Source organism: Enterovibrio makurazakiensis (genome assembly GCF_050336585.1).
Classification (GTDB): Bacteria; Pseudomonadota; Gammaproteobacteria; order Enterobacterales; family Vibrionaceae; genus Enterovibrio; species Enterovibrio gelatinilyticus.
In genome coordinates this window covers 86,904-104,483 of sequence record NZ_JAKJSE010000020.1, presented here as the reverse complement: position 1 = coordinate 104,483, position 17,580 = coordinate 86,904, and the positions used below count along the sequence as shown (strand labels likewise).

Here is a 17,580-nt window from a genome sequence, read left to right as displayed (position 1 = left end):
AGTTAGGCGGGTTGAGAGCCCAGTTCAAATTCTCTCACTGGCACAAAAAAACCCGCAACGAATGCGGGCTTTCGATTCTTTAGAAAAGTGTGAATCACCGGGTTTTTCTACACACGGAATTGACCCACCAATGAACTGAGCTTACTCAGTGATTCACGCATGTTTTGGGTATAGTTAAGGTTATCTTTTGCTGCTACACGACTTTCTTCGACCACTTCTTTCACATTCTTCGCGCTAGAATTCGCTGAATTAACCACAGAGCGTTGATCTTCCGCCGCTGTCGCTATTTCCTCATTCATCAAGTTAAGGTTGTTGATTGCCTGAGTAATTCGCTCCAACGCTTCACCGGCATTTTGCGCATATTCAACCGTTGTTTCGCCCCCAGTTTTCGAACGTTTCATCGATTCTACGGCATCATCAGCACCTTTCTTCAAGCTATCGATCATGCCTTGAATCTCATTGGTGCTGTTTTGAGTGCGTGACGCCAAAGTACGAACCTCATCCGCTACCACGGCAAAGCCTCGACCTTGCTCACCCGCTCGTGCCGCCTCAATCGCCGCATTCAGGGCCAACAGATTCGTTTGCTCTGCTATGTCTCGTATTACACCAAGTACAGAAACGATACGGGCTACTTCCACATTCAGTTGGTCAATCACCGATGAGCTCAGGTCGATATCCTTCGCCAAACCTTGAACGGAGGTGACAGCCTGCTGAACAACTTGCCTTGCTGCTTCACCATCATCACTTGCTGAACGAGACGCTTCCGAGCAATTATGAGCGTTGGAAGAAATGCTGTCTCCCCCGTCATTGACTCGATAGATAGAACTAACTACCGACTCAACTTCCTCGCTCTGAACTTCAACTCTGCGTAATGCGCTTCGTACATGAGTTGAACATTTTTTTTCAGTAACTCATCCGCGGCCACTGCTTCTGAGCCGATACGCACTTCATCGCCAGAGATTAAGGGTTTGAGTGCATTGAGAAATAGAATTAAAAAAGGGACGATTGCCGTCCCTTTGTGTTTCATTACTTTGTGTGCACTAAAGCGAAATAAACAACCCTGCCAACGCTGCACTCATCAAGTTCGCTAAGGTCGCGGCTAGCACGGCACGTAAACCCATGGTGGCAACATCATGACGTCTTTCTGGCGCCATCGCACCGATTGAACCCAGTTGAATAGCAATCGAACCAATGTTGGCAAAACCGCATAAGGCAAACGTGACAATGATTTGGCTGTGTGCAGACAGTGCTTCTTTTACATTGGCGAAATCGAGATACGCGACAAATTCATTAAGAATCACTTTTTGACCAATCAAGGATCCTACGGTCAGTGCTTCGTTCATTGGCACGCCAATCACAAACGCTAACGGCGAGAAAACGTAGCCGAAAATCGCTTGCAACGTGAGTGCTTCAACACCAAACCAGCTACCCACCATCTCGAAGCCCGCATTAATCATGGCAATCACGCTGACAAACGCAATCAACATCGTACCGACAGCCACAGCCACTTTAACTCCATTCATGGCACCTGATGCAAGCGCATCAATGGCGTTAGCATCTTCGCTTTTGCTCAACGAAATGTCTTCTTGGTTCGACGGTGTTTCACGTTCAGGTATCAACATCTTCGCCATCAACAGGCCACCAGGCGCTGCCATAAAGCTGGCCGCAATCAGGTATTTCAGATCCACACCCATCGCTGCATAACCGCCCAGTACCGAGCCAGCAACAGATGCCATGCCACCCACCATCACCGCAAACAGTTCTGAGCGCGTCATGTTGTTTAGAAACGGACGCACAACAAGTGGCGATTCACCTTGGGACAGGAAGATATTGCTCGTCGCAACTAACGATTCGGCACGACTTGTACCGAGTAGTTTTTGAATGCCACCACCGATGACCTTGATAACCCACTGCATGACACCAAGGTAATAAAGCAATGAAATCAAAGAAGAAAGGAAAATGATAAGAGGAAGAACACGGATGGCGAAAACGAAATCGCCCGTTGCTAAACCACCGAAAACAAAGCCAATGCCTTGATCGGCAAACGAAAGCAGAGAAGCTACTCCCGAGCTCATTGCTCCCAGTATCGACTGCCCAACGGGGACATAAAGAACAAGTGCGGCGAGTGCAGCTTGAAGACCAAACGCGCCAATGACGGTTCGCCAATTAATGCTTCTGCGATTTTCAGAAAGCGCATAGGCGCAGGCCAATAGGGCCAGAATACCGACCAAGCTTGAAAGAATTTGCATTGTATAACCTTGCAGTTGTATCTGGGGATTTAAGGCGTTTGGGCTGCAAACGTACAACAGGTCATACAAATTAGGCGTGTAGCAATACAAAGCATTGCTGCAAAAAGAGTTTCCCGTCCACGAAGCGGCGTATCAACACCAATTAAAGCTCACAGTTACGCTGGGCCCTGTTCCGTGGGGCGGGTGTCCATGTTGCAGTCGAATGTAAAGCTGACTTGTGTCGCCGTCTTAAAAAGACAGTGACCGCTCTAGTCGGGCGAGGAGTATAACGGGATCCACATCACACATTCAAGAGGGTTGCGGGCGAAAAGCCTGATTCAATCAGCATTCTATGTGATGTAAACCATGACACGCTTGTCCCATCGAATAGGATGACACACTTAGGTCTATCTTTTGAATAACTCACAGTAACCAGCAGTCACTATGAACCTGAAACGTATAGAAACCTTTGTTATCGTTGCCACTCTTCGCAGCTTTCGTAAAGCCGCCGAGCAGCAATTCACTACCCAACCCGCCATTTCATCTCGTATCGCCGGCTTGGAAAAAGAGCTAGGAGTGACGCTGTTTGACCGCGACGCATCACCTATTTCACTCACGCAAAAAGGGCGTGAATTGCTGCCTTTTGCTGAAAAAATGCTGATGTCTGCAGAACAATTCCAAAAACGTGCCGAGAATACCGCACTGTTCACGGGTACATTGCGCCTAGGTATTTCTGAAACCGTGGTACACACGTGGTTGACGGAATTCCTGCGCCGCTTCAACAACAAATTTCCTCGTTTAGACATAGACATTACCGTGGATGTGACATCTAACCTTCGCCATGATTTGCTCGATAGAACGTTAGATCTCGCCTTTCTGATGGGCCCTGTCTCCGAGCCTTCTGTCACCAATTTGCCCCTTTGCCGCTATCCTTTGCAGTGGGTTGCCAATCCAAAACTCGCCTTACCCGAACATGCATTAGCCGCGGCTGATCTGGCTAAGTGGCCGATCATTACTTATGCCCGAAACACCCAGCCGTTTGGCGAAATCAAACAGCACTTTGATCACGCCGACACCAACAATGTGCGATTTTTCACTTCAAGTTCGTTGTCTGCATGCTTGCGTATGACCGTAGATGGTTTGGGTGTAGCGACACTCCCAAGCACCATTGCTGCACCTGAAATTGAAAGTGGTCGTTTACGTGCTGTGTCCTGCGAATGGACGCCATCTCCACTCGGTTTCACTGCCTCATACCTGCGCGCGCCTTTTAACAGTGCATCTGACGAAGCCGCAAAATTAGCCATGGAGGTGGCTTCCGCACATTCTCATACCTTGGCTCATTCGTTGGCTCACAGTCCTGATTAAAATAATTTATCGGAAAAGGTAAAAAACTATAATTGGACGAGATGACACTAAGCTGCAACATTTAGTTAACACGAATGACATGCAGGGTAACAGGATGACAGCCCCAATGAACGCTGGATATGACACGTCGATTATTACCAATCATCACGAAGCGGCATTAACACAAGCACGTGAACTACGTCAGTTGGCGAGGAGTGGACAATTCACTAGCTCCACCAGCGGATTCGCGCCCGGTCTGGCGCAAGGCAATGTCGTGATTTTGCCTAAAAGCTGGGCTGATGATTTCTTGATGTTCTGCCAACAAAATCCCGTTGCTTGCCCTTTGCTGGCAGTATCAGCGCCTGGTAAACCCATATTAGATACCCTAGGCGACGACATTGACATTCGCTCAGATGTTCCGGAATACCGCATTTTTCGCCACGGCGAACTCTCCGAAGAAACAAATGATATTAGTGATTTATGGCGCACTGACATGGTGACCTTCGTGCTGGGCTGTTCCTTTTCATTTGAAGACCCACTCATGCGCGCAGGTCTTTCCCTTCGTAACATTGATTGCAACGCCAATGTCTCTATGTATCGCACCAATATCGAGATGAACCCTAGCCAGTATTTCAGCGGCAACATGGTGGTTTCCATGCGCCCCTTTAAGCCTGCGGACGCCATTCGGGCAATACAAATCACCTCTCGCTATCCCAAATCTCACGGTGCACCGGTGCACATCGGTCATCCGGAAATGATTGGTATTCACGATCTTTCTCAACCTGATTTTGGTGACGCTGTGCCAATCCACGATGATGAAATTCCTGTTTTTTGGGCATGTGGTGTGACTCCCCAACTTGCCATCGCCAATGCCTGCCCACCTATCGCCATCACTCACTCGCCAGGGAAGATGATTGTGACGGATATAAGTAACGACACCCTTTCGATTTTTTAACGAACACATGTGAAAAGGAGACTTCCAATGAAGTTGTTGAAAACCCTACTACCCGCAGCGGTTGTGTCATTCTCGGCATTAATGATGCCTACCTCTTTTGCCGCCCAGTGGCATATGCCTACCCCTTATGGTGATGCAAACCTGCCAACAAAAATTGCCTATGATTTTGCCGAAAACGTGAAAGCATCCACAGGCGGTGACGTGGATATCAAAGTTCACTCTGGCGCATCACTCATGAAGCACCCTGAGATCCCTCGCGCTGTGCGTACAGGGCAAGTTCAATTGGGCGAAGTGTTTATTGGCATCATGGGCAACACGGATCCGATATTCAAACATGACAACATTCCTTTCCTTGCGACCAATTACGAGCAAGCTCGAGCCTTATGGGAAGCGGCGAAGCCTGAAATTGAAAAGCAACTAAACAAAGAAGGCATGATGCTGCTCTACACGGTGCCATGGCCGGCGCAAAGTCTTTACACCAAGGCTGCTGTAAATTCGCTTGCTGACATTGAAGGCACAAAAATGCGCGCCTACAGCCCATCGACATCTCGCCTGGCTGATCTGATGAATACCACACCGACCACAGTGCAAGTGCCTGATATTCCACAAGCATTCAGCACCGGCATTATCGACGCGATGATCACCTCGCCATCAACTGGCGCAAACGGTCAAGCTTGGGATTACCTAAGCCACTTCAATGAAATCAAAGCGTGGATCCCGAAAAACGTGGTCGTTATTAACAAGCGCGCGTTCAAACGTTTAGACAAAGCCTCACAGAAAGCCATTTTGGATGCGGCAGCGAAAGCGGAAGCACGTGGTTGGGACGAAGTCACTGCCCAAGAAGCGAAAGACACCAAAACCCTTGCTGATAACGGCATCGTGGTTTCTCAACCTTCAGAGCAACTGCTAAAAGAACTGCAAGCCATTGGTGTCACCATGACCAATGAATGGGAAGCAGAATCTCCACAAACTCTCACGCCTGTTCTAGAAGCCTATCGTAGTAAGTAATCACTCACTATGGATAATCCCCTCCCCGAATGGACTGGGGAGGGTGCTCAAACCAATCGGGGCCTTACATGTTCGTCAACGCGCATGAAGGCCACTTAGGACGGTTCGAAAAAAGGTTAACACTATGCGCGTTAAGCAAGCCTTGTACATGCTGTCGGGCGGCTTGTCCGGTTTCTTCATTGTGGTGATCATGCTGATCATCCTTGCCCAAATTATCGGTCGTCTGCTTGGCTTTATCGTGCCATCAGCAGAAGACTTCTCAGGTTACGCATTGGCAGCCTCCACCTTCTTCGGCTTGGCTTACACCTTTCATGAAGGCGGCCATATTCGCGTCAACCTCGCTATTCAACGATTACCAGAGAAATGGCAACACCCATTGGAAACAGTGGTATTAACTGTCGCTTTTCTGCTGCTGTGCTTCGCCAGCTATTACTGCACATACATGGTTTGGGAATCCCACGATTTCGAAGAAGTGACTCACGGCTACATCCCGATTCCGCTTTGGATCCCGCAAGTTCCTGTCGCGATCGGCATGATTGCATTCAACCTTGCAGTTCTTGATAGCCTTATCGAAAACATTCGCGGCATTACGCCTCATTACAAAGTGCTTGAAGGTGAAGACGTGACTCTCGACCTTAGCAACAACAAGGAGGGCATGTAATGACTGACATGGCTCTGATTTCCTTTATCTTGGCACTTAGCCTTCTTCTGTTTCTCGCTGCAGGGTTATGGGTTTCGCTCTCACTTATCGGCGTCGGCGTGATTGGACTTTATCTCACCGGAAACGAACAAATCGGGCTGTTGTTTGCCTCTTCTAGTTGGGGTGCAAGCACCAGTTGGTCACTCACTGCTCTGCCAATGTTTATATGGATGGGTGAATTACTCTTCAGGACACGTCTCTCGGAAGATCTCTTCAAAGGGCTCGCGCCTTGGTTAAGCGGCCTTCCGGGCAAGTTGCTGCACGTGAACGTCCTCAGCTGTGGCATCTTCGCCGCCGTGTCCGGCTCATCCGCAGCAACGGCTGCCACGATTGGCCGCATGACGCTACCCGAACTGAAAGCGCAAGGCTACAGCGAACGTATGGCGATTGGCACACTGGCAGGCTCTGGCACGCTAGGGCTTTTGATCCCCCCTTCTATCATCCTGATCGTGTACGGCGTGGCGGCGGAAGTGTCTATCGGACGCTTATTCATCGCAGGCGCACTGCCCGGCATCATGCTGATGTTACTGTTCGTGGGCTACACCACCCTTTGGGCAATGTTTAACAAAGACGGTGTTCCACAGCACACCAGCGAAGACATTTCGTGGTCAGTGCGTTTCAAGTCTCTGAAAAAGCTGATGCCGATTGTTCTCTTAATTGGCTTCGTGCTCGGTTCAATTTACGGCGGTTTTACCACCCCAACTGAAGCTGCTGCTCTTGGTGTTTTTGGCGCTATGGTATTGGCAGCCCTAACCGGTTCTCTCACACGCAAAAGCTTCATTGATAGCCTGCTCGGCGCAGTGAAAAGTGCCTGCATGATTGGCTTCATTCTGGTGGGTGCTCACTTCCTCACACTGGCAATGGGCTTTCTAGGTATTCCTCGCGCTTTGGCAGAGTGGATTGCCGCCATGTCGCTGTCTCCGTTTGAGCTACTGCTTTACCTCACCATCTTGTTTGTGGTCTTGGGCTGCTTCTTAGATGGCATTTCCGTGGTGGTGTTAACCGTGGCGGTTGTGATGCCGATGGTGCAGCAAGCAGGCATTGATTTGCTTTGGTTCGGTATCTTTATCGTTCTGGTGGTGGAGTTGTCTCAAATCACACCACCTGTGGGTTTCAATTTGTTTGTTATTCAGGCACTCACAGGGAAAAACATACTGTATGTCGCACGGGCTGCGTTTCCATTTTTCATGCTGATCTTATTGGGGTTAGTGTTAATTAGCGTGTTCCCAGACATTGTGACCTATTTGCCTACCACCATGAGTCAACGGTAACGCAAGCGATTGACAGACAAAAAGCAGGCGGAGGGATCTTTTAAGATGAAATTAAATTGTGACATGGGTGAGAGCTTTGGTGCTTGGACCATGGGTAACGACGCAGACGTCATGCCATGTATCGACATGGCAAGCATCGCCTGTGGCTTTCATGCCTCAGACCCGGTGATCATGCGAAACACTGTGGCGCTGGCACAACAGCATGGCGTATCGATTGGTGCTCATCCCAGCTACCCCGATCTACTGGGGTTTGGACGTCGCCAGTTTGATTGTACAAACGACGAACTATACGCCTGGCTAGGTTACCAAATAGGCGCTTTGCAGGGCATATGCCGCCAACAGCGAGCCATTGTTGATTATGTCAAACCTCATGGCGCGCTATACAACACCATGATGAAAGACGAACAGGTGCTGCGAACGGTCATGCAAGCCGTCAAAGACACCGCACCTGGCTGCCCGTTAGTGGTGATGGCGATCCCACATCGTGACCCTCTGAACAAACTGGCGAATGAAATAGGAATCGAACTACTGTTCGAAGCCTTTTCTGATCGCGCTTACGACGATGCTGGCTTCTTAGTAAACCGCCGTATAGAAGGTGCTGTTCACGGCAGCGCTGACGCGATTTTACACCAAGTTCAGCAAATCATTGAACAAGGCACAGTCACGACGCTAAGCGGCAAAACATTGAAGGTCGAGGCTGACACGCTTTGCATTCATGGCGATGGCCCTCATGCCTCCGCTGTGGCACAAGCGTTAGGGTTGTGGAGGACTAATGGTAAGAATTGAGGCAGTCAATGAACAAACATTGATTGTGTATTTCGGCGACAAGATTGATGAAGCTATCGCCGCAGACGTCAATCATGCGATCTTCCAGATCCGACAAGCTTTGGGCGCGCTCATCACCGATATCATTCCGTCTTATAACTCGATACTGGTGAGTTTTGATTTAGCCCAAACCGATCGGTTCGACATCATTAAACGCATCAAATTCGCACTTTCAACGCAGGCGAATACTGAGACGGATAACAGCGACAATGTGTTGGTCGAAATTCCCGTTTATTACGGTGAGGATGTCGCGCTCGATTTGGCGGATGTTTGCGCGAAAACGGGTTTGGATGCCGACGCAGTGATTAAACTTCACAGCGAACGAGAATACCGCGTTTATGCGATTGGATTTAGCCCCGGCTTTGCTTATCTCGGCAGTTTGAACGACGCGATAATTATGCCTCGAAAGTCAACGCCGCGGTTAAAAGTGCCGACAGGTAGCGTTGGCCTTGCCGATAGCCAAACGGCGATATACCCCAGCAGTACGCCGGGAGGTTGGCAGATCATCGGCCGCACCCCTCTTGATATGTTGGATTGGGATAGCGAGACGTTGGCACGCGTTAACGTAGGGAATCGCGTCAAATTTTGCCCTATAGACAAAGAAACATACATCAAACTAGGCGGAGTGTTCGATGAGCTTTGAGGTGATTAATCCGGGAATGTTGACCCTGCTGCAAGACACTGGACGCCAAGGCTTTCAGCACTTGGGCATCACCTCCGGTGGCCCGATGGACGAACATGCCTACTATTGGGCGAATCGCTTACTCGGGAATACCCCCGACACCAATCAACTCGAAATTACCTTTGGGCAACTGAAGCTCAAGGTCAATGCGGCTACATGCATTGCCATTACAGGCGCAGATCTTTCAGCACGAATTAATGACAAGCCAGTTCGCAATTGGTGTACCTATGCCGTTAAGCAAGGAGACACCATCGAGTTTGACACACCAAAGCAGGGATTACGCGCCTATTTGGCCGTGAAAAATGGCTTTGAATGCGTCAACAAACTCGGCAGTTGCGCGACCGTTAAGAGAGAAAAAATTGGCGGCTTACATGGTAATGGTGACCCATTGAAACAAGGCGATGTTTTGCGTTTTCACGTCTGTTCAGACGTAATTGACCAACGCGCGCCCAAATGGACCATACCGGACTACGACGCCCCGCTGGAACTGGGTGTGATGCCAGCCTATCAAAACGCTGCGTTTTCGCATGATGCTCAAATGACCTTTTTCACCAGTGCCTATGAAGTAAGCCAGAATATCGATCGCATGGGCTACCGGCTCTCAGGTGCGCCGATCAAAAGCAGTCTCGACGGTATCATTTCAGAAGGCATTGCCTTTGGCGCCATTCAAATTCCTAATGATGGCCAGCCTATCGTTTTGATGAAAGATCGCCAAACCATTGGTGGATATCCAAAAATCGGATGTTTAAGTAGCTTGGGGGCTGGTCAATTGTCACAACGCAGGCCCGGACAAACCGTGAATTTTTCGCCGATGGACGTTGCTGATGCAGAAGTAGAAAGGCGCTTGTTCAATCGCGTGATATTTGGTTAGAAACCTCTCACCAATTCGTTGTATAAAAAGGACAAAGCGGTAATGGAATCCCCTGATATTTCTCAGTTTCTGTCAACAATCAGTCGGTATATCACGGCGAAGGACAACAATAAGCCTCACCTATTGCCTCACGTATTTGACCACTCGGCAACACTCGCCATGGCGGTCAATACGGACGGTATTTCATTCCCTTCCAACGTCTCAGGTGTCTCTGCGATTTCGGATGTATTAGTCACACAGTTTAACCAACACTACGAGAACATTTATACCTTTTGCCTTTCAGATTCGATTGAACGGGAAGGGTCTTCTTTGTCGTGCAAATGGCTCGTTGCGATGACCGAAAAAGACGGTGGGCAGTTAAAGATCGGATACGGCAAGTACGGGTGGGATTTTGATCCTAACAATGGCACTCTCGTTGATAAGCTAACTATCACTATTGAACATATGGTGGTCATCGCATTTCAATGTACGAGTCATTTGTTTAATGAATTAAGCGAGATACCTTACCCATGGTGCGTAAGCAACATAGTGAGAATGAAAGTGCCGAGCTCACCTTTATTTGATGACGTTCGCGCCTTCCTCGAAACCTAATGCCTTACGCCAAGTCAGCATCATACCCAAACAACCTCAAGATGCTCCCAAAGGGCGAGATTTGTTTGGGTATATTCAACTCGAAAAGGAGCAGGTTTGGATATCAAGATTCGACACATTGAAAAAAGTGATAGCCCCGATTTGTTTGAGATCTACAGTCTTGAGATCTACAGTTTTACGTCTGTCACCGAGAACACCGGAATTGAGTGACCGAGCGTTAAAACACCGAGGGTGACATGGACAAAAAACACCAACAATATCTTGATGACTACCTCATCACATTACCCGAGACTATCAGAGCAAAGCATACGTCTTTCAGTGCCGATTATTTCTGTTCAGATGAGTACAACGCCAACATTTGTGCAGACTTGATCTTACGTGGCGAAAAACGAGCATCTTGTAGCATGGCATATTGGTACACCCATGAAGGAGAGCCGATGGCAGAAGTTGGGCACTTACAAGTGGTTACCGATTGGGCTGGCGATCCAGTTTGTATTATTGAGTTCACGTCAGTTTCAGAATGTCGATATAAAGATGTCACCGCAGAGTTTGCAGCCTCAGAAGGAGAAGGTGATAAGACACTGGCTTGGTGGCGAGATGCGCACTGGAAATTCTTCTCTTTGGAGTGCGAAGAGCTCGGTATTACTCCCAGTGAAGAGATGCTGTTGATACAAGAGCGCTTCAAAGTGGTTTACCCACTAAATTAACCCCTAAATGTGTCGAAATCCTGACACAACCGAGAAAAATTTTAACCTCAAGTTGTTGTTTATCTTCGCTCTGGCGATACACTCCGTCGCCTTTCGGCACAACTGCCGATTCCCCAACAAAATGATCGAGATAAACAACAATGAATATGAAAACGCTGCTTTCCCTGATCTGCGTTTTAATGGGCTTACTGACACTATCAAGCTACGCCCATGCCGAAGAAAGAATCACACTAGGCCGCACTATCTTGCTTGAAAACGGTAAGCACGGCGCTGACATCCCATTGCTGGTATGTCGTCGTGTAAACGCCATCAAAGTAAAAGCAGATCGCGATGCGTATTTACGAAAGGTAAAAGTGACTTTCAAAAATGGCGAAACCAAAACCATCAGCTTTTACCGCAATATAAAAGAAGACGACACGACAGATTGGCGTAAGTTTGCTTATAAGCGTTGCGTGAAGAAATTGGAAGTGTTCGGCGAATCGAAGAACTCATCGGCAGGTATTCGCGTTTACGGTCGTCAGTAATCCACTGACCAATGAAAAAAGCAGCGAGCGGTAACGGCTTGCTGCTTTTTACGTTGATGCGACAACGCATGCCCCTCATAACAATGCCAATCCAAACCCTATAAATTTATATAGCAAAGCGATAGAGCCTAAGGTCCTCCTAGTGCAGATACACTTCCACAAGAGATTCAGGTTCTAGTTCGATGTAATAATTGCCTTTCTTTTCACCATCGAGGTATTCAACATACACAGAACCTTCGACGGGACATTGCTTATCTTCGTAACAATGCAATAGCTCACCAAATTCATTCATACAGATCATAAATAGCACCTCAATTCACTCTCAATTCCAATCGAAAACGACTTAATCCTATATTTTTCTGTCTCTTTTTTTACTTGATGATATTCCGTATACGAACGGATGCATATAACAGGCCAAGGTTACGAAAACAAAAATAGTTATTTAATATCAATCAGTAATATCCAAAAAACACATTACTGCATTTTGACTTCCTCACGTGCTTGCAAAACAATTTTCATATTGCAACGAAACGAACATATAGAAATCACTGTCTATCCCTTAAAACAAAAAACGGCCAACAAAAAATTGTCGACCGTTTTCCTTAGATTAAGCTTCTGATTTATTTCGCTAATTCTGCTGCTGTATCAACAAAGATGCCTTGAATGTCTTTCGCTTCACGCTCTGTTTGACCGCCGTGCTTGATGAAGGCATTGATGATCGCTTGCGTCTTGTTTTCTTTGGCGCGTTCTAGGAAATAGCGCAATTCCAATTCCGCCCCTGCGTTTTCATCGACGATAGAGGTATGAACAATCTCTTTGTACATCACGATGTCGCGCACTTCCAACGTACTGATCACGCCCAGTGCCGCCGCCAAGAAAGTGTCTAATTCCGCTTTTGGCACAAACTGCGTAATGATGTTCAATGCTTCTGCTTGTTGCGCCGTAAAATCATTCCCCAGCAGCAGAGCTTGTAAGGCTTTGTTCTTGCCCATGCGTCGCGCAAATTGCACCGCGCCCTGCCCGCCCGTTGGAATGTTCACGTGAATTTCAGGTTGCGCAAATGCCGCGTTTTCAGTGCCATAGGCTAAATCACATGCCATCACAAATTCGTTACCGCCCCCACGAGCAACACCATCCACCACTGCGACAGACAGCTGTTTCATTGCCTTGATATTGGCGATCATGTGGTTGAATTCAATGGAGGCTGCTTGCCCACCTTGCGTGCCATTGATGACATGCAAATCCAAATGCGCTAGAAAAAAGCGCTCATGAAGCGATTTAAACACCACAATTTTCGTTTCACGATCATCTTTAAGTGACAGCACGTATGCGTTGATTTCGTTGATTAAATCAATCGTCAAAACATTCACTGGGGGATTGTTGATAGTAACAGTTGCAACGCCGTTTTCATGAGTTATCGCAATCGTGTTCATGGGTCTTCCTCGTTTGGATAAATGCGCTTTGTCTGCGCTTTGAATAAGTAGATGCGCTCAATGTGGTGTCACTATAGATTTGTCTCCTGTGATAAAAAATGCTCAAATTGGCACATTATTGTTGCCAAATTTGCACCAAAGGTTTTGCATGGATTTTTCGAGTCGATTATTGCTGCTGCTTGATGTGATTGAACTGGGTTCGTTCACTAACGTTGCTGAACAACGGAACGTTGACCGTTCAGTGATTTCCAAACACATCAGCCGCCTAGAGAGTGAACTTGGTGTGCGTTTGTTAAATCGCTCAACTCGTTCGCTCTCCTTAACCGCAGCGGGAAAAGAAATGATGAACCAAGCGCGAGCTTTACGTTTGTTATTAAATGAGACGCATCACTTGGCGCAGAATTATCACGCCGAACCTAAGGGTGTTTTGCGGATTTCCAGCACAAGCTTGTTCGGTAGACAATATGTGCAAAAAGCCATTGCTACATTTCAGAAAAACTACCCAGAGGTAGACATTGAGCTGCGCCTAGAAGATCGGTTGGTCGACATCGTCGGAGAAGGATTTGATATTGGCATTCGCATCGGGAAACCGAAGAACTCTAGCCTCGTCACACGGAAAATCGCACGAGATAGATTGCTGATCGTCGCCTCTCCATCGTTTATTACACAGCATGGCGAAATCAAAACGGTCGCAGAGTTAGAAGCACTGCCTGCTGCTGTGTATGCTGCCCCTGGACTGCTTCTGGATCAGTTTAGTTACCTAGATGACCAGCAAGAAAGCCAGCACTTGAAACTTAACGTCGCCTACAAAGTGAATGACGTTGAAATCATTAAAAAAACTGCGCTTTCCGGCAACATGCTGGCGGTTGTCACTGCTCAAATGATTGAAGGTGAAGTATTAGACGGACAGCTCGTCCCGATCATGACGCACCTTAAACTCGACGACTTTGGCACTTTCTATGCCGTTTATCCGCACCGAGATGCCCCAATCAAAACCAAGTTGTTTATTGATACTTTAAAAACCGTTGTTGGCGAAGACGTTCCCGTGTGGGAGAGCAACATCCCTCATTTCGACACCTTGTATGCCCGAACCTAGTTGATCACGCGGCTTTTATTGTCTAGTTCAGGCTGCGTGCCTAGAAAACGTATTGGTTTTCAAACCCTGATCCTCACACCCAATCCGCATGAATGCCCATGGCTTGTTGCACATACTCCCATCTATTCCCATCTTTGTGATTTCTCTGGAATTCAACGGCTTTCCTGATTAACTGACCGTTTTGATGTGGTACGGTGTTGTCAACTTGCTGAGTCGAATGAGACAGGGAAATGAGGCTGATAAAAACATCTCGTCTGAGTTTTCAGGAAGGAAAGTCAGACAAGGTCTACGACGTTGATTTAGTAGACACGACGAACACAAATGAAAACGAGAGATACCTCGTTAACTTTCGCTATGGTCGACGAGGGGCGAGCCTGCGTGAAGGCACAAAAACGCCTGTGCCTGTCACTTTGGAGAAAGCCGAGAAGCTCTTTGCATCTGTCGTCGTGTCCAAAACCAACAAGGGCTATGTGGATGCCGTATCATCGCCATCTCAGCCCTCAAAAAGGGTGTCCACTTCAGGCAGTTCGGCATCTTTGCTTGATCGCATTCGACATGAAAAGAACGCCGATGCCCGTGCACGTCAAATTTGGCGATTACCGCCAGAGCGCAACCCCGAAGCGGCTGCACTGATTGTTACCCTTCTCGGACAGAAAGATGATCTGCACGAATACACCCTGCTGTGGTCACTAGGCCGTGTGGGAAATGAAGAGAACATTGATAGTGTTACACCCTATTTAACGCACGCCAACAACACGCTGGCGAGTTTAGCGGTCGAAGTTGTTCTCGCCCTAACGCCTGAACAGGCGCGTAAAAGCGCGTTTGAATCGTTGCGCACGCATCAAGAAGACATCACAGCAGATACGCTCAAAAATGCCGTCGAACAATTCAACAATACTGACACTCGGCGTGCGACCAGTTACCCCATCGGTACGTTGTTAAAAGCGGCTTACTTGCAAGCCCGCGTTGATGCCGACATGCACCAGACGTTACTTCAGCTATTGCCTAGCCTGCCTTTTGTGCCAGGTGCATTTCACGGCATGCGATACATGCTCAAGATGAGCGAATTTCGGACGGATGCTGCCGTACTCGCGGCGCTGAACGTTCGCTTAGAACAAAGTAAGCCACACTTTACGAGAGAGTGGGACGTGCTCTACAACGAGCACGGTCGCCTTAACGTGGAAGAAGAACTGGCATCAAGCACCGCGCGGTTGGCTCATTCCCAGAAAACCCATCGCTATTTTGTGGCGCGCTACGCCCGTGTGCTTAAACACCTTGGCATAACTCAAAATGCACATTTCATTGCATTGGCCGAATCCACACTGCTGCAATACAGCGGGGAACAAGCCAAACGCGCCCGAAGCACTCCACACTATCGATGGGATGATAATTGGCGACGACAACTCATCGCAACGCATCATTATGACGAATTCGCACACTGTTCTTCGTTGAACACCTTGCTTCGCGCTAACAACCCAGCCTATTCAAAAAATCGGCGGGGCATATGGCGATTCGACCCAGACGTGTCCTTTGAGGGGCGCGGAGAAGCATTTCCTGAGCTATGGGATAACGCACCCGACAGCTTGCTCCGCATTGCTAGCGACACGGAATGCGAACCCATTTCAGATTTTGCGATTCGTGCACTGGAAGACAATACCGAGTTTCTAGAAACTCTGTCCCTTGATGCTGTGCTGACGCTATTTACCAAGCCATTTAAGCGCTCACAGGACTTTGCCTCGGAGAGATTGAAACACCTCTTGGCGAATCAAACTGTCACGAACGACATACTCGTTACCCTGTTCGACAGTGGTTTAGCTGCGCCTGCGAGCCTTGGTTTAACCTTGCTTGGGCAAAAGCGTGATTTCAACGACTTCCTCGTCGCCTTGTCTCACGCACTTTGTATCGACCCAAGCACCCAGCTTGCTAGCCATACCAACGTGGTCGCGTGGCTCAACACCCCAGAACAAAAAGCGAAATTCACGTTTGTCGACAAAACCGAGTTGCTGACAACGGTAATTTCTGTGACGAGCAAAAAGGATTTTGCATCGAAAGATCACGCCATTCAGGTCTTTGATTGGCTGATGACACAGTGTCACGATGTACTCACGAAAACCTACCGTGATCTCTCCACTATAGACGCGTTGATTCTTTCAACATCTCCGCGTCTTTCGCTGTTCGGGTGCAAGCTTTTGGATGCCATGCCGATCGCTTATCACCAAATGTCGGATGCCGTGTTGGAGACAATCCGTGCATCGGATGATCAAGATATTCACGCGTTCAACCTCGCGTTGCTGAAAAAACTCGATAGCGATGAGCTAGCAAGCAAGCTCGATTTTCTGCTCGAGATGTTAACGAAAAGCAGTGACACCGATCAGCGCGCCATCTTGAGCGTGCTTGAGCAAACCATGCAAGGTGCGTCTTATAACGTCAGTCACGCGGAAAACCAGAAGGCGATTTTCAAACACATCGTCGCTTTGCTGCACGGGCACAAACTTGATGATGCATTGCAGCACACATTGTCCGATTTCCTTCGTGTGCATGGTGCAGACAGGTTACGAGAAGACTCAGAGGCACTTTGGCTCTTAGCAACCGCACGTTCTGAAGTGGTGCACACCCTTGCGTCCGAGCAGTTCGACAAGCAAGTATCACACGACGCCTTCTCTGCCGATAAGTGGCTCGCGTTGCTGAACAGCCCAACACTGTCGTTGCGTGAGAGTGCCCGCGCGTATTTTGATGATACCCCTGAAGCACTCATTGTTCAGATGGACAGCATTGTTCCCATCATGGAAAGCGAATGGCCAGATACACAAGCATTTGCCTTCACTTTTTGTCGCGAGACACTGTCACGAGATCGCTGGACACCCGACCAAATTGTCGCGGTCTGTGACAGCGTTGTCGAACCTGTGCAGAGATTTGGACGAGAACTGGTGCAAACCCATTTCGACCAAGGCGATGCAGAGCAATACCTATTGCAGTTGAGCCAACACCCTGCTGCAAATGTGGAGCTGTTTGTCAGTCAGCTGTTGCCACAACACGCTGCGAACAATGAAACGGCCATTCTCGCGTTGCAGCCGTATTTTGTATCAGTGCTATCTCGAGCAAATACCGGCCGTCCTGCAAAAGACAACGTGATCCGCTTTCTCAAAGCACACGCGGACAACTCTGATGCGATTCGAGAAATGCTGTGCCAAATGCTGACTCGCTTATCACTGACATCGGTACAAAAAGACAAAGCGGAATACATCAAATTGATGTTGAGCCTGAAAAAATCGCACAGCGATCTCGCATTGCCCGTTGCACTCAAAAGCCTTCGAAACACGACGTTAAGCGAGGTTGCGAAATAAA

At 48.3% G+C, this 17,580-nt stretch carries 18 protein-coding genes; 13 read left to right on the top strand and 5 right to left on the bottom strand.

Going from position 1 to position 17,580, the window contains the following annotated elements; genetic code table 11:
* Nucleotides 1-107: 107 nt before the first annotated feature.
* From L4D06_RS16050 to L4D06_RS16040, 3 genes are read right to left on the bottom strand one after another with little or no spacing between them, the layout of a single operon-like run.
* Entirely contained in the window at nucleotides 108-791 is a 684-nt protein-coding gene (locus L4D06_RS16050) for a methyl-accepting chemotaxis protein (protein ID WP_429740432.1), read from the bottom strand.
* 38 nt (nucleotides 792-829) lie between these two features.
* Nucleotides 830-1,027: a hypothetical protein gene (locus L4D06_RS16045; RefSeq protein WP_429740398.1), complete on the bottom strand. Its 198-nt coding sequence runs from the start codon at nucleotides 1,025-1,027 to the stop codon at nucleotides 830-832.
* 13 nt (nucleotides 1,028-1,040) lie between these two features.
* Nucleotides 1,041-2,249 (bottom strand): NupC/NupG family nucleoside CNT transporter, encoded by a 1,209-nt coding sequence (locus tag L4D06_RS16040; protein ID WP_429740397.1) that lies wholly within the window; start codon nucleotides 2,247-2,249, stop codon nucleotides 1,041-1,043.
* Nucleotides 2,250-2,672: 423 nt separating this feature from the next.
* Between L4D06_RS16040 and L4D06_RS16035 the strand changes: the two genes are divergently transcribed.
* From L4D06_RS16035 to L4D06_RS15985, 11 genes are all read left to right on the top strand, one after another.
* Nucleotides 2,673-3,593, top strand: a complete 921-nt coding sequence (locus L4D06_RS16035) for a LysR family transcriptional regulator (RefSeq protein ID WP_429740396.1) — start codon at nucleotides 2,673-2,675, stop codon at nucleotides 3,591-3,593.
* Between the two features lie 106 nt (nucleotides 3,594-3,699).
* Nucleotides 3,700-4,527, top strand: a complete 828-nt coding sequence (locus L4D06_RS16030; RefSeq protein ID WP_274165351.1) for a putative hydro-lyase — start codon at nucleotides 3,700-3,702, stop codon at nucleotides 4,525-4,527.
* Nucleotides 4,528-4,554: 27 nt separating this feature from the next.
* On the top strand, nucleotides 4,555-5,535 hold the full coding sequence (locus L4D06_RS16025) for a TRAP transporter substrate-binding protein (protein WP_274165274.1): 981 nt from the start codon (nucleotides 4,555-4,557) through the stop codon (nucleotides 5,533-5,535).
* 124 nt (nucleotides 5,536-5,659) lie between these two features.
* Complete coding sequence (locus L4D06_RS16020) at nucleotides 5,660-6,196, top strand: TRAP transporter small permease (RefSeq protein WP_274165275.1); 537 nt, start codon at nucleotides 5,660-5,662, stop codon at nucleotides 6,194-6,196.
* The gene (locus L4D06_RS16015) at nucleotides 6,196-7,506 is read left to right on the top strand and encodes a TRAP transporter large permease (RefSeq protein ID WP_274165276.1); all 1,311 of its coding nucleotides are present in this window, start codon (nucleotides 6,196-6,198) and stop codon (nucleotides 7,504-7,506) included. The genes L4D06_RS16020 and L4D06_RS16015 overlap by 1 nt, the downstream gene beginning before the upstream one ends.
* A 45-nt stretch (nucleotides 7,507-7,551) precedes the next feature.
* A complete protein-coding gene (locus L4D06_RS16010; RefSeq protein ID WP_429740395.1) occupies nucleotides 7,552-8,292 on the top strand; it encodes a 5-oxoprolinase subunit PxpA in 741 nt (246 codons plus the stop codon).
* On the top strand, nucleotides 8,279-8,974 hold the full coding sequence (pxpB, locus tag L4D06_RS16005; RefSeq protein WP_429740394.1) for a 5-oxoprolinase subunit PxpB: 696 nt from the start codon (nucleotides 8,279-8,281) through the stop codon (nucleotides 8,972-8,974). The genes L4D06_RS16010 and pxpB overlap by 14 nt, the downstream gene beginning before the upstream one ends.
* The gene (locus tag L4D06_RS16000) at nucleotides 8,964-9,884 is read left to right on the top strand and encodes a 5-oxoprolinase subunit C family protein (protein ID WP_429740393.1); all 921 of its coding nucleotides are present in this window, start codon (nucleotides 8,964-8,966) and stop codon (nucleotides 9,882-9,884) included. Before pxpB ends, L4D06_RS16000 begins: the two co-directional genes overlap by 11 nt.
* A 42-nt stretch (nucleotides 9,885-9,926) precedes the next feature.
* Nucleotides 9,927-10,475: a hypothetical protein gene (locus tag L4D06_RS15995; protein WP_274165280.1), complete on the top strand. Its 549-nt coding sequence runs from the start codon at nucleotides 9,927-9,929 to the stop codon at nucleotides 10,473-10,475.
* Between the two features lie 236 nt (nucleotides 10,476-10,711).
* Entirely contained in the window at nucleotides 10,712-11,182 is a 471-nt protein-coding gene (locus tag L4D06_RS15990) for an ASCH domain-containing protein (protein WP_274165281.1), read from the top strand.
* Between the two features lie 140 nt (nucleotides 11,183-11,322).
* Nucleotides 11,323-11,706, top strand: coding sequence for a DUF2541 family protein (locus L4D06_RS15985; protein WP_274165282.1), 384 nt, complete (start codon nucleotides 11,323-11,325; stop codon nucleotides 11,704-11,706).
* Between the two features lie 139 nt (nucleotides 11,707-11,845).
* Here the strand turns inward: L4D06_RS15985 and L4D06_RS15980 are convergent, their stop codons facing one another.
* Complete coding sequence (locus tag L4D06_RS15980) at nucleotides 11,846-12,007, bottom strand: hypothetical protein (RefSeq protein ID WP_274165283.1); 162 nt, start codon at nucleotides 12,005-12,007, stop codon at nucleotides 11,846-11,848.
* A gap of 319 nt (nucleotides 12,008-12,326) precedes the next feature.
* Entirely contained in the window at nucleotides 12,327-13,139 is an 813-nt protein-coding gene (locus tag L4D06_RS15975; protein ID WP_274165284.1) for an enoyl-CoA hydratase/isomerase family protein, read from the bottom strand.
* A 148-nt stretch (nucleotides 13,140-13,287) separates the two neighbouring features.
* Between L4D06_RS15975 and L4D06_RS15970 the strand changes: the two genes are divergently transcribed.
* Both L4D06_RS15970 and L4D06_RS15965 read left to right on the top strand, forming a co-directional pair.
* On the top strand, nucleotides 13,288-14,235 hold the full coding sequence (locus tag L4D06_RS15970) for a LysR family transcriptional regulator (protein WP_429740392.1): 948 nt from the start codon (nucleotides 13,288-13,290) through the stop codon (nucleotides 14,233-14,235).
* A 230-nt stretch (nucleotides 14,236-14,465) separates the two neighbouring features.
* A complete protein-coding gene (locus tag L4D06_RS15965) occupies nucleotides 14,466-17,579 on the top strand; it encodes a hypothetical protein (protein ID WP_429740391.1) in 3,114 nt (1,037 codons plus the stop codon).
* Nucleotide 17,580 lies beyond the last annotated feature (1 nt).

Excerpts from the sequence above, each read along its gene's own strand:
- L4D06_RS16010 (WP_429740395.1), top strand. The coding sequence starts at position 7,552 with ATGAAATTAAATTGTGACATGGGTGAGAGCTTTGGTGCTTGGACCATG.
- L4D06_RS16020 (WP_274165275.1), top strand. The coding sequence starts at position 5,660 with ATGCGCGTTAAGCAAGCCTTGTACATGCTGTCGGGCGGCTTGTCCGGT.
- L4D06_RS15980 (WP_274165283.1), bottom strand. The coding sequence starts at position 12,007 with ATGATCTGTATGAATGAATTTGGTGAGCTATTGCATTGTTACGAAGAT.
- L4D06_RS15990 (WP_274165281.1), top strand. The coding sequence starts at position 10,712 with ATGGACAAAAAACACCAACAATATCTTGATGACTACCTCATCACATTA.
- pxpB (WP_429740394.1), top strand. The coding sequence starts at position 8,279 with ATGGTAAGAATTGAGGCAGTCAATGAACAAACATTGATTGTGTATTTC.
- L4D06_RS15975 (WP_274165284.1), bottom strand. The coding sequence starts at position 13,139 with ATGAACACGATTGCGATAACTCATGAAAACGGCGTTGCAACTGTTACT.
- L4D06_RS16045 (WP_429740398.1), bottom strand. The coding sequence starts at position 1,027 with ATGAAACACAAAGGGACGGCAATCGTCCCTTTTTTAATTCTATTTCTC.
- L4D06_RS15965 (WP_429740391.1), top strand. The coding sequence starts at position 14,466 with ATGAGGCTGATAAAAACATCTCGTCTGAGTTTTCAGGAAGGAAAGTCA.
- L4D06_RS15995 (WP_274165280.1), top strand. The coding sequence starts at position 9,927 with ATGGAATCCCCTGATATTTCTCAGTTTCTGTCAACAATCAGTCGGTAT.
- L4D06_RS16000 (WP_429740393.1), top strand. The coding sequence starts at position 8,964 with ATGAGCTTTGAGGTGATTAATCCGGGAATGTTGACCCTGCTGCAAGAC.
- L4D06_RS16040 (WP_429740397.1), bottom strand. The coding sequence starts at position 2,249 with ATGCAAATTCTTTCAAGCTTGGTCGGTATTCTGGCCCTATTGGCCTGC.
- L4D06_RS16030 (WP_274165351.1), top strand. The coding sequence starts at position 3,700 with ATGAACGCTGGATATGACACGTCGATTATTACCAATCATCACGAAGCG.
- L4D06_RS16035 (WP_429740396.1), top strand. The coding sequence starts at position 2,673 with ATGAACCTGAAACGTATAGAAACCTTTGTTATCGTTGCCACTCTTCGC.
- L4D06_RS16025 (WP_274165274.1), top strand. The coding sequence starts at position 4,555 with ATGAAGTTGTTGAAAACCCTACTACCCGCAGCGGTTGTGTCATTCTCG.
- L4D06_RS16015 (WP_274165276.1), top strand. The coding sequence starts at position 6,196 with ATGACTGACATGGCTCTGATTTCCTTTATCTTGGCACTTAGCCTTCTT.
- L4D06_RS15970 (WP_429740392.1), top strand. The coding sequence starts at position 13,288 with ATGGATTTTTCGAGTCGATTATTGCTGCTGCTTGATGTGATTGAACTG.
- L4D06_RS15985 (WP_274165282.1), top strand. The coding sequence starts at position 11,323 with ATGAATATGAAAACGCTGCTTTCCCTGATCTGCGTTTTAATGGGCTTA.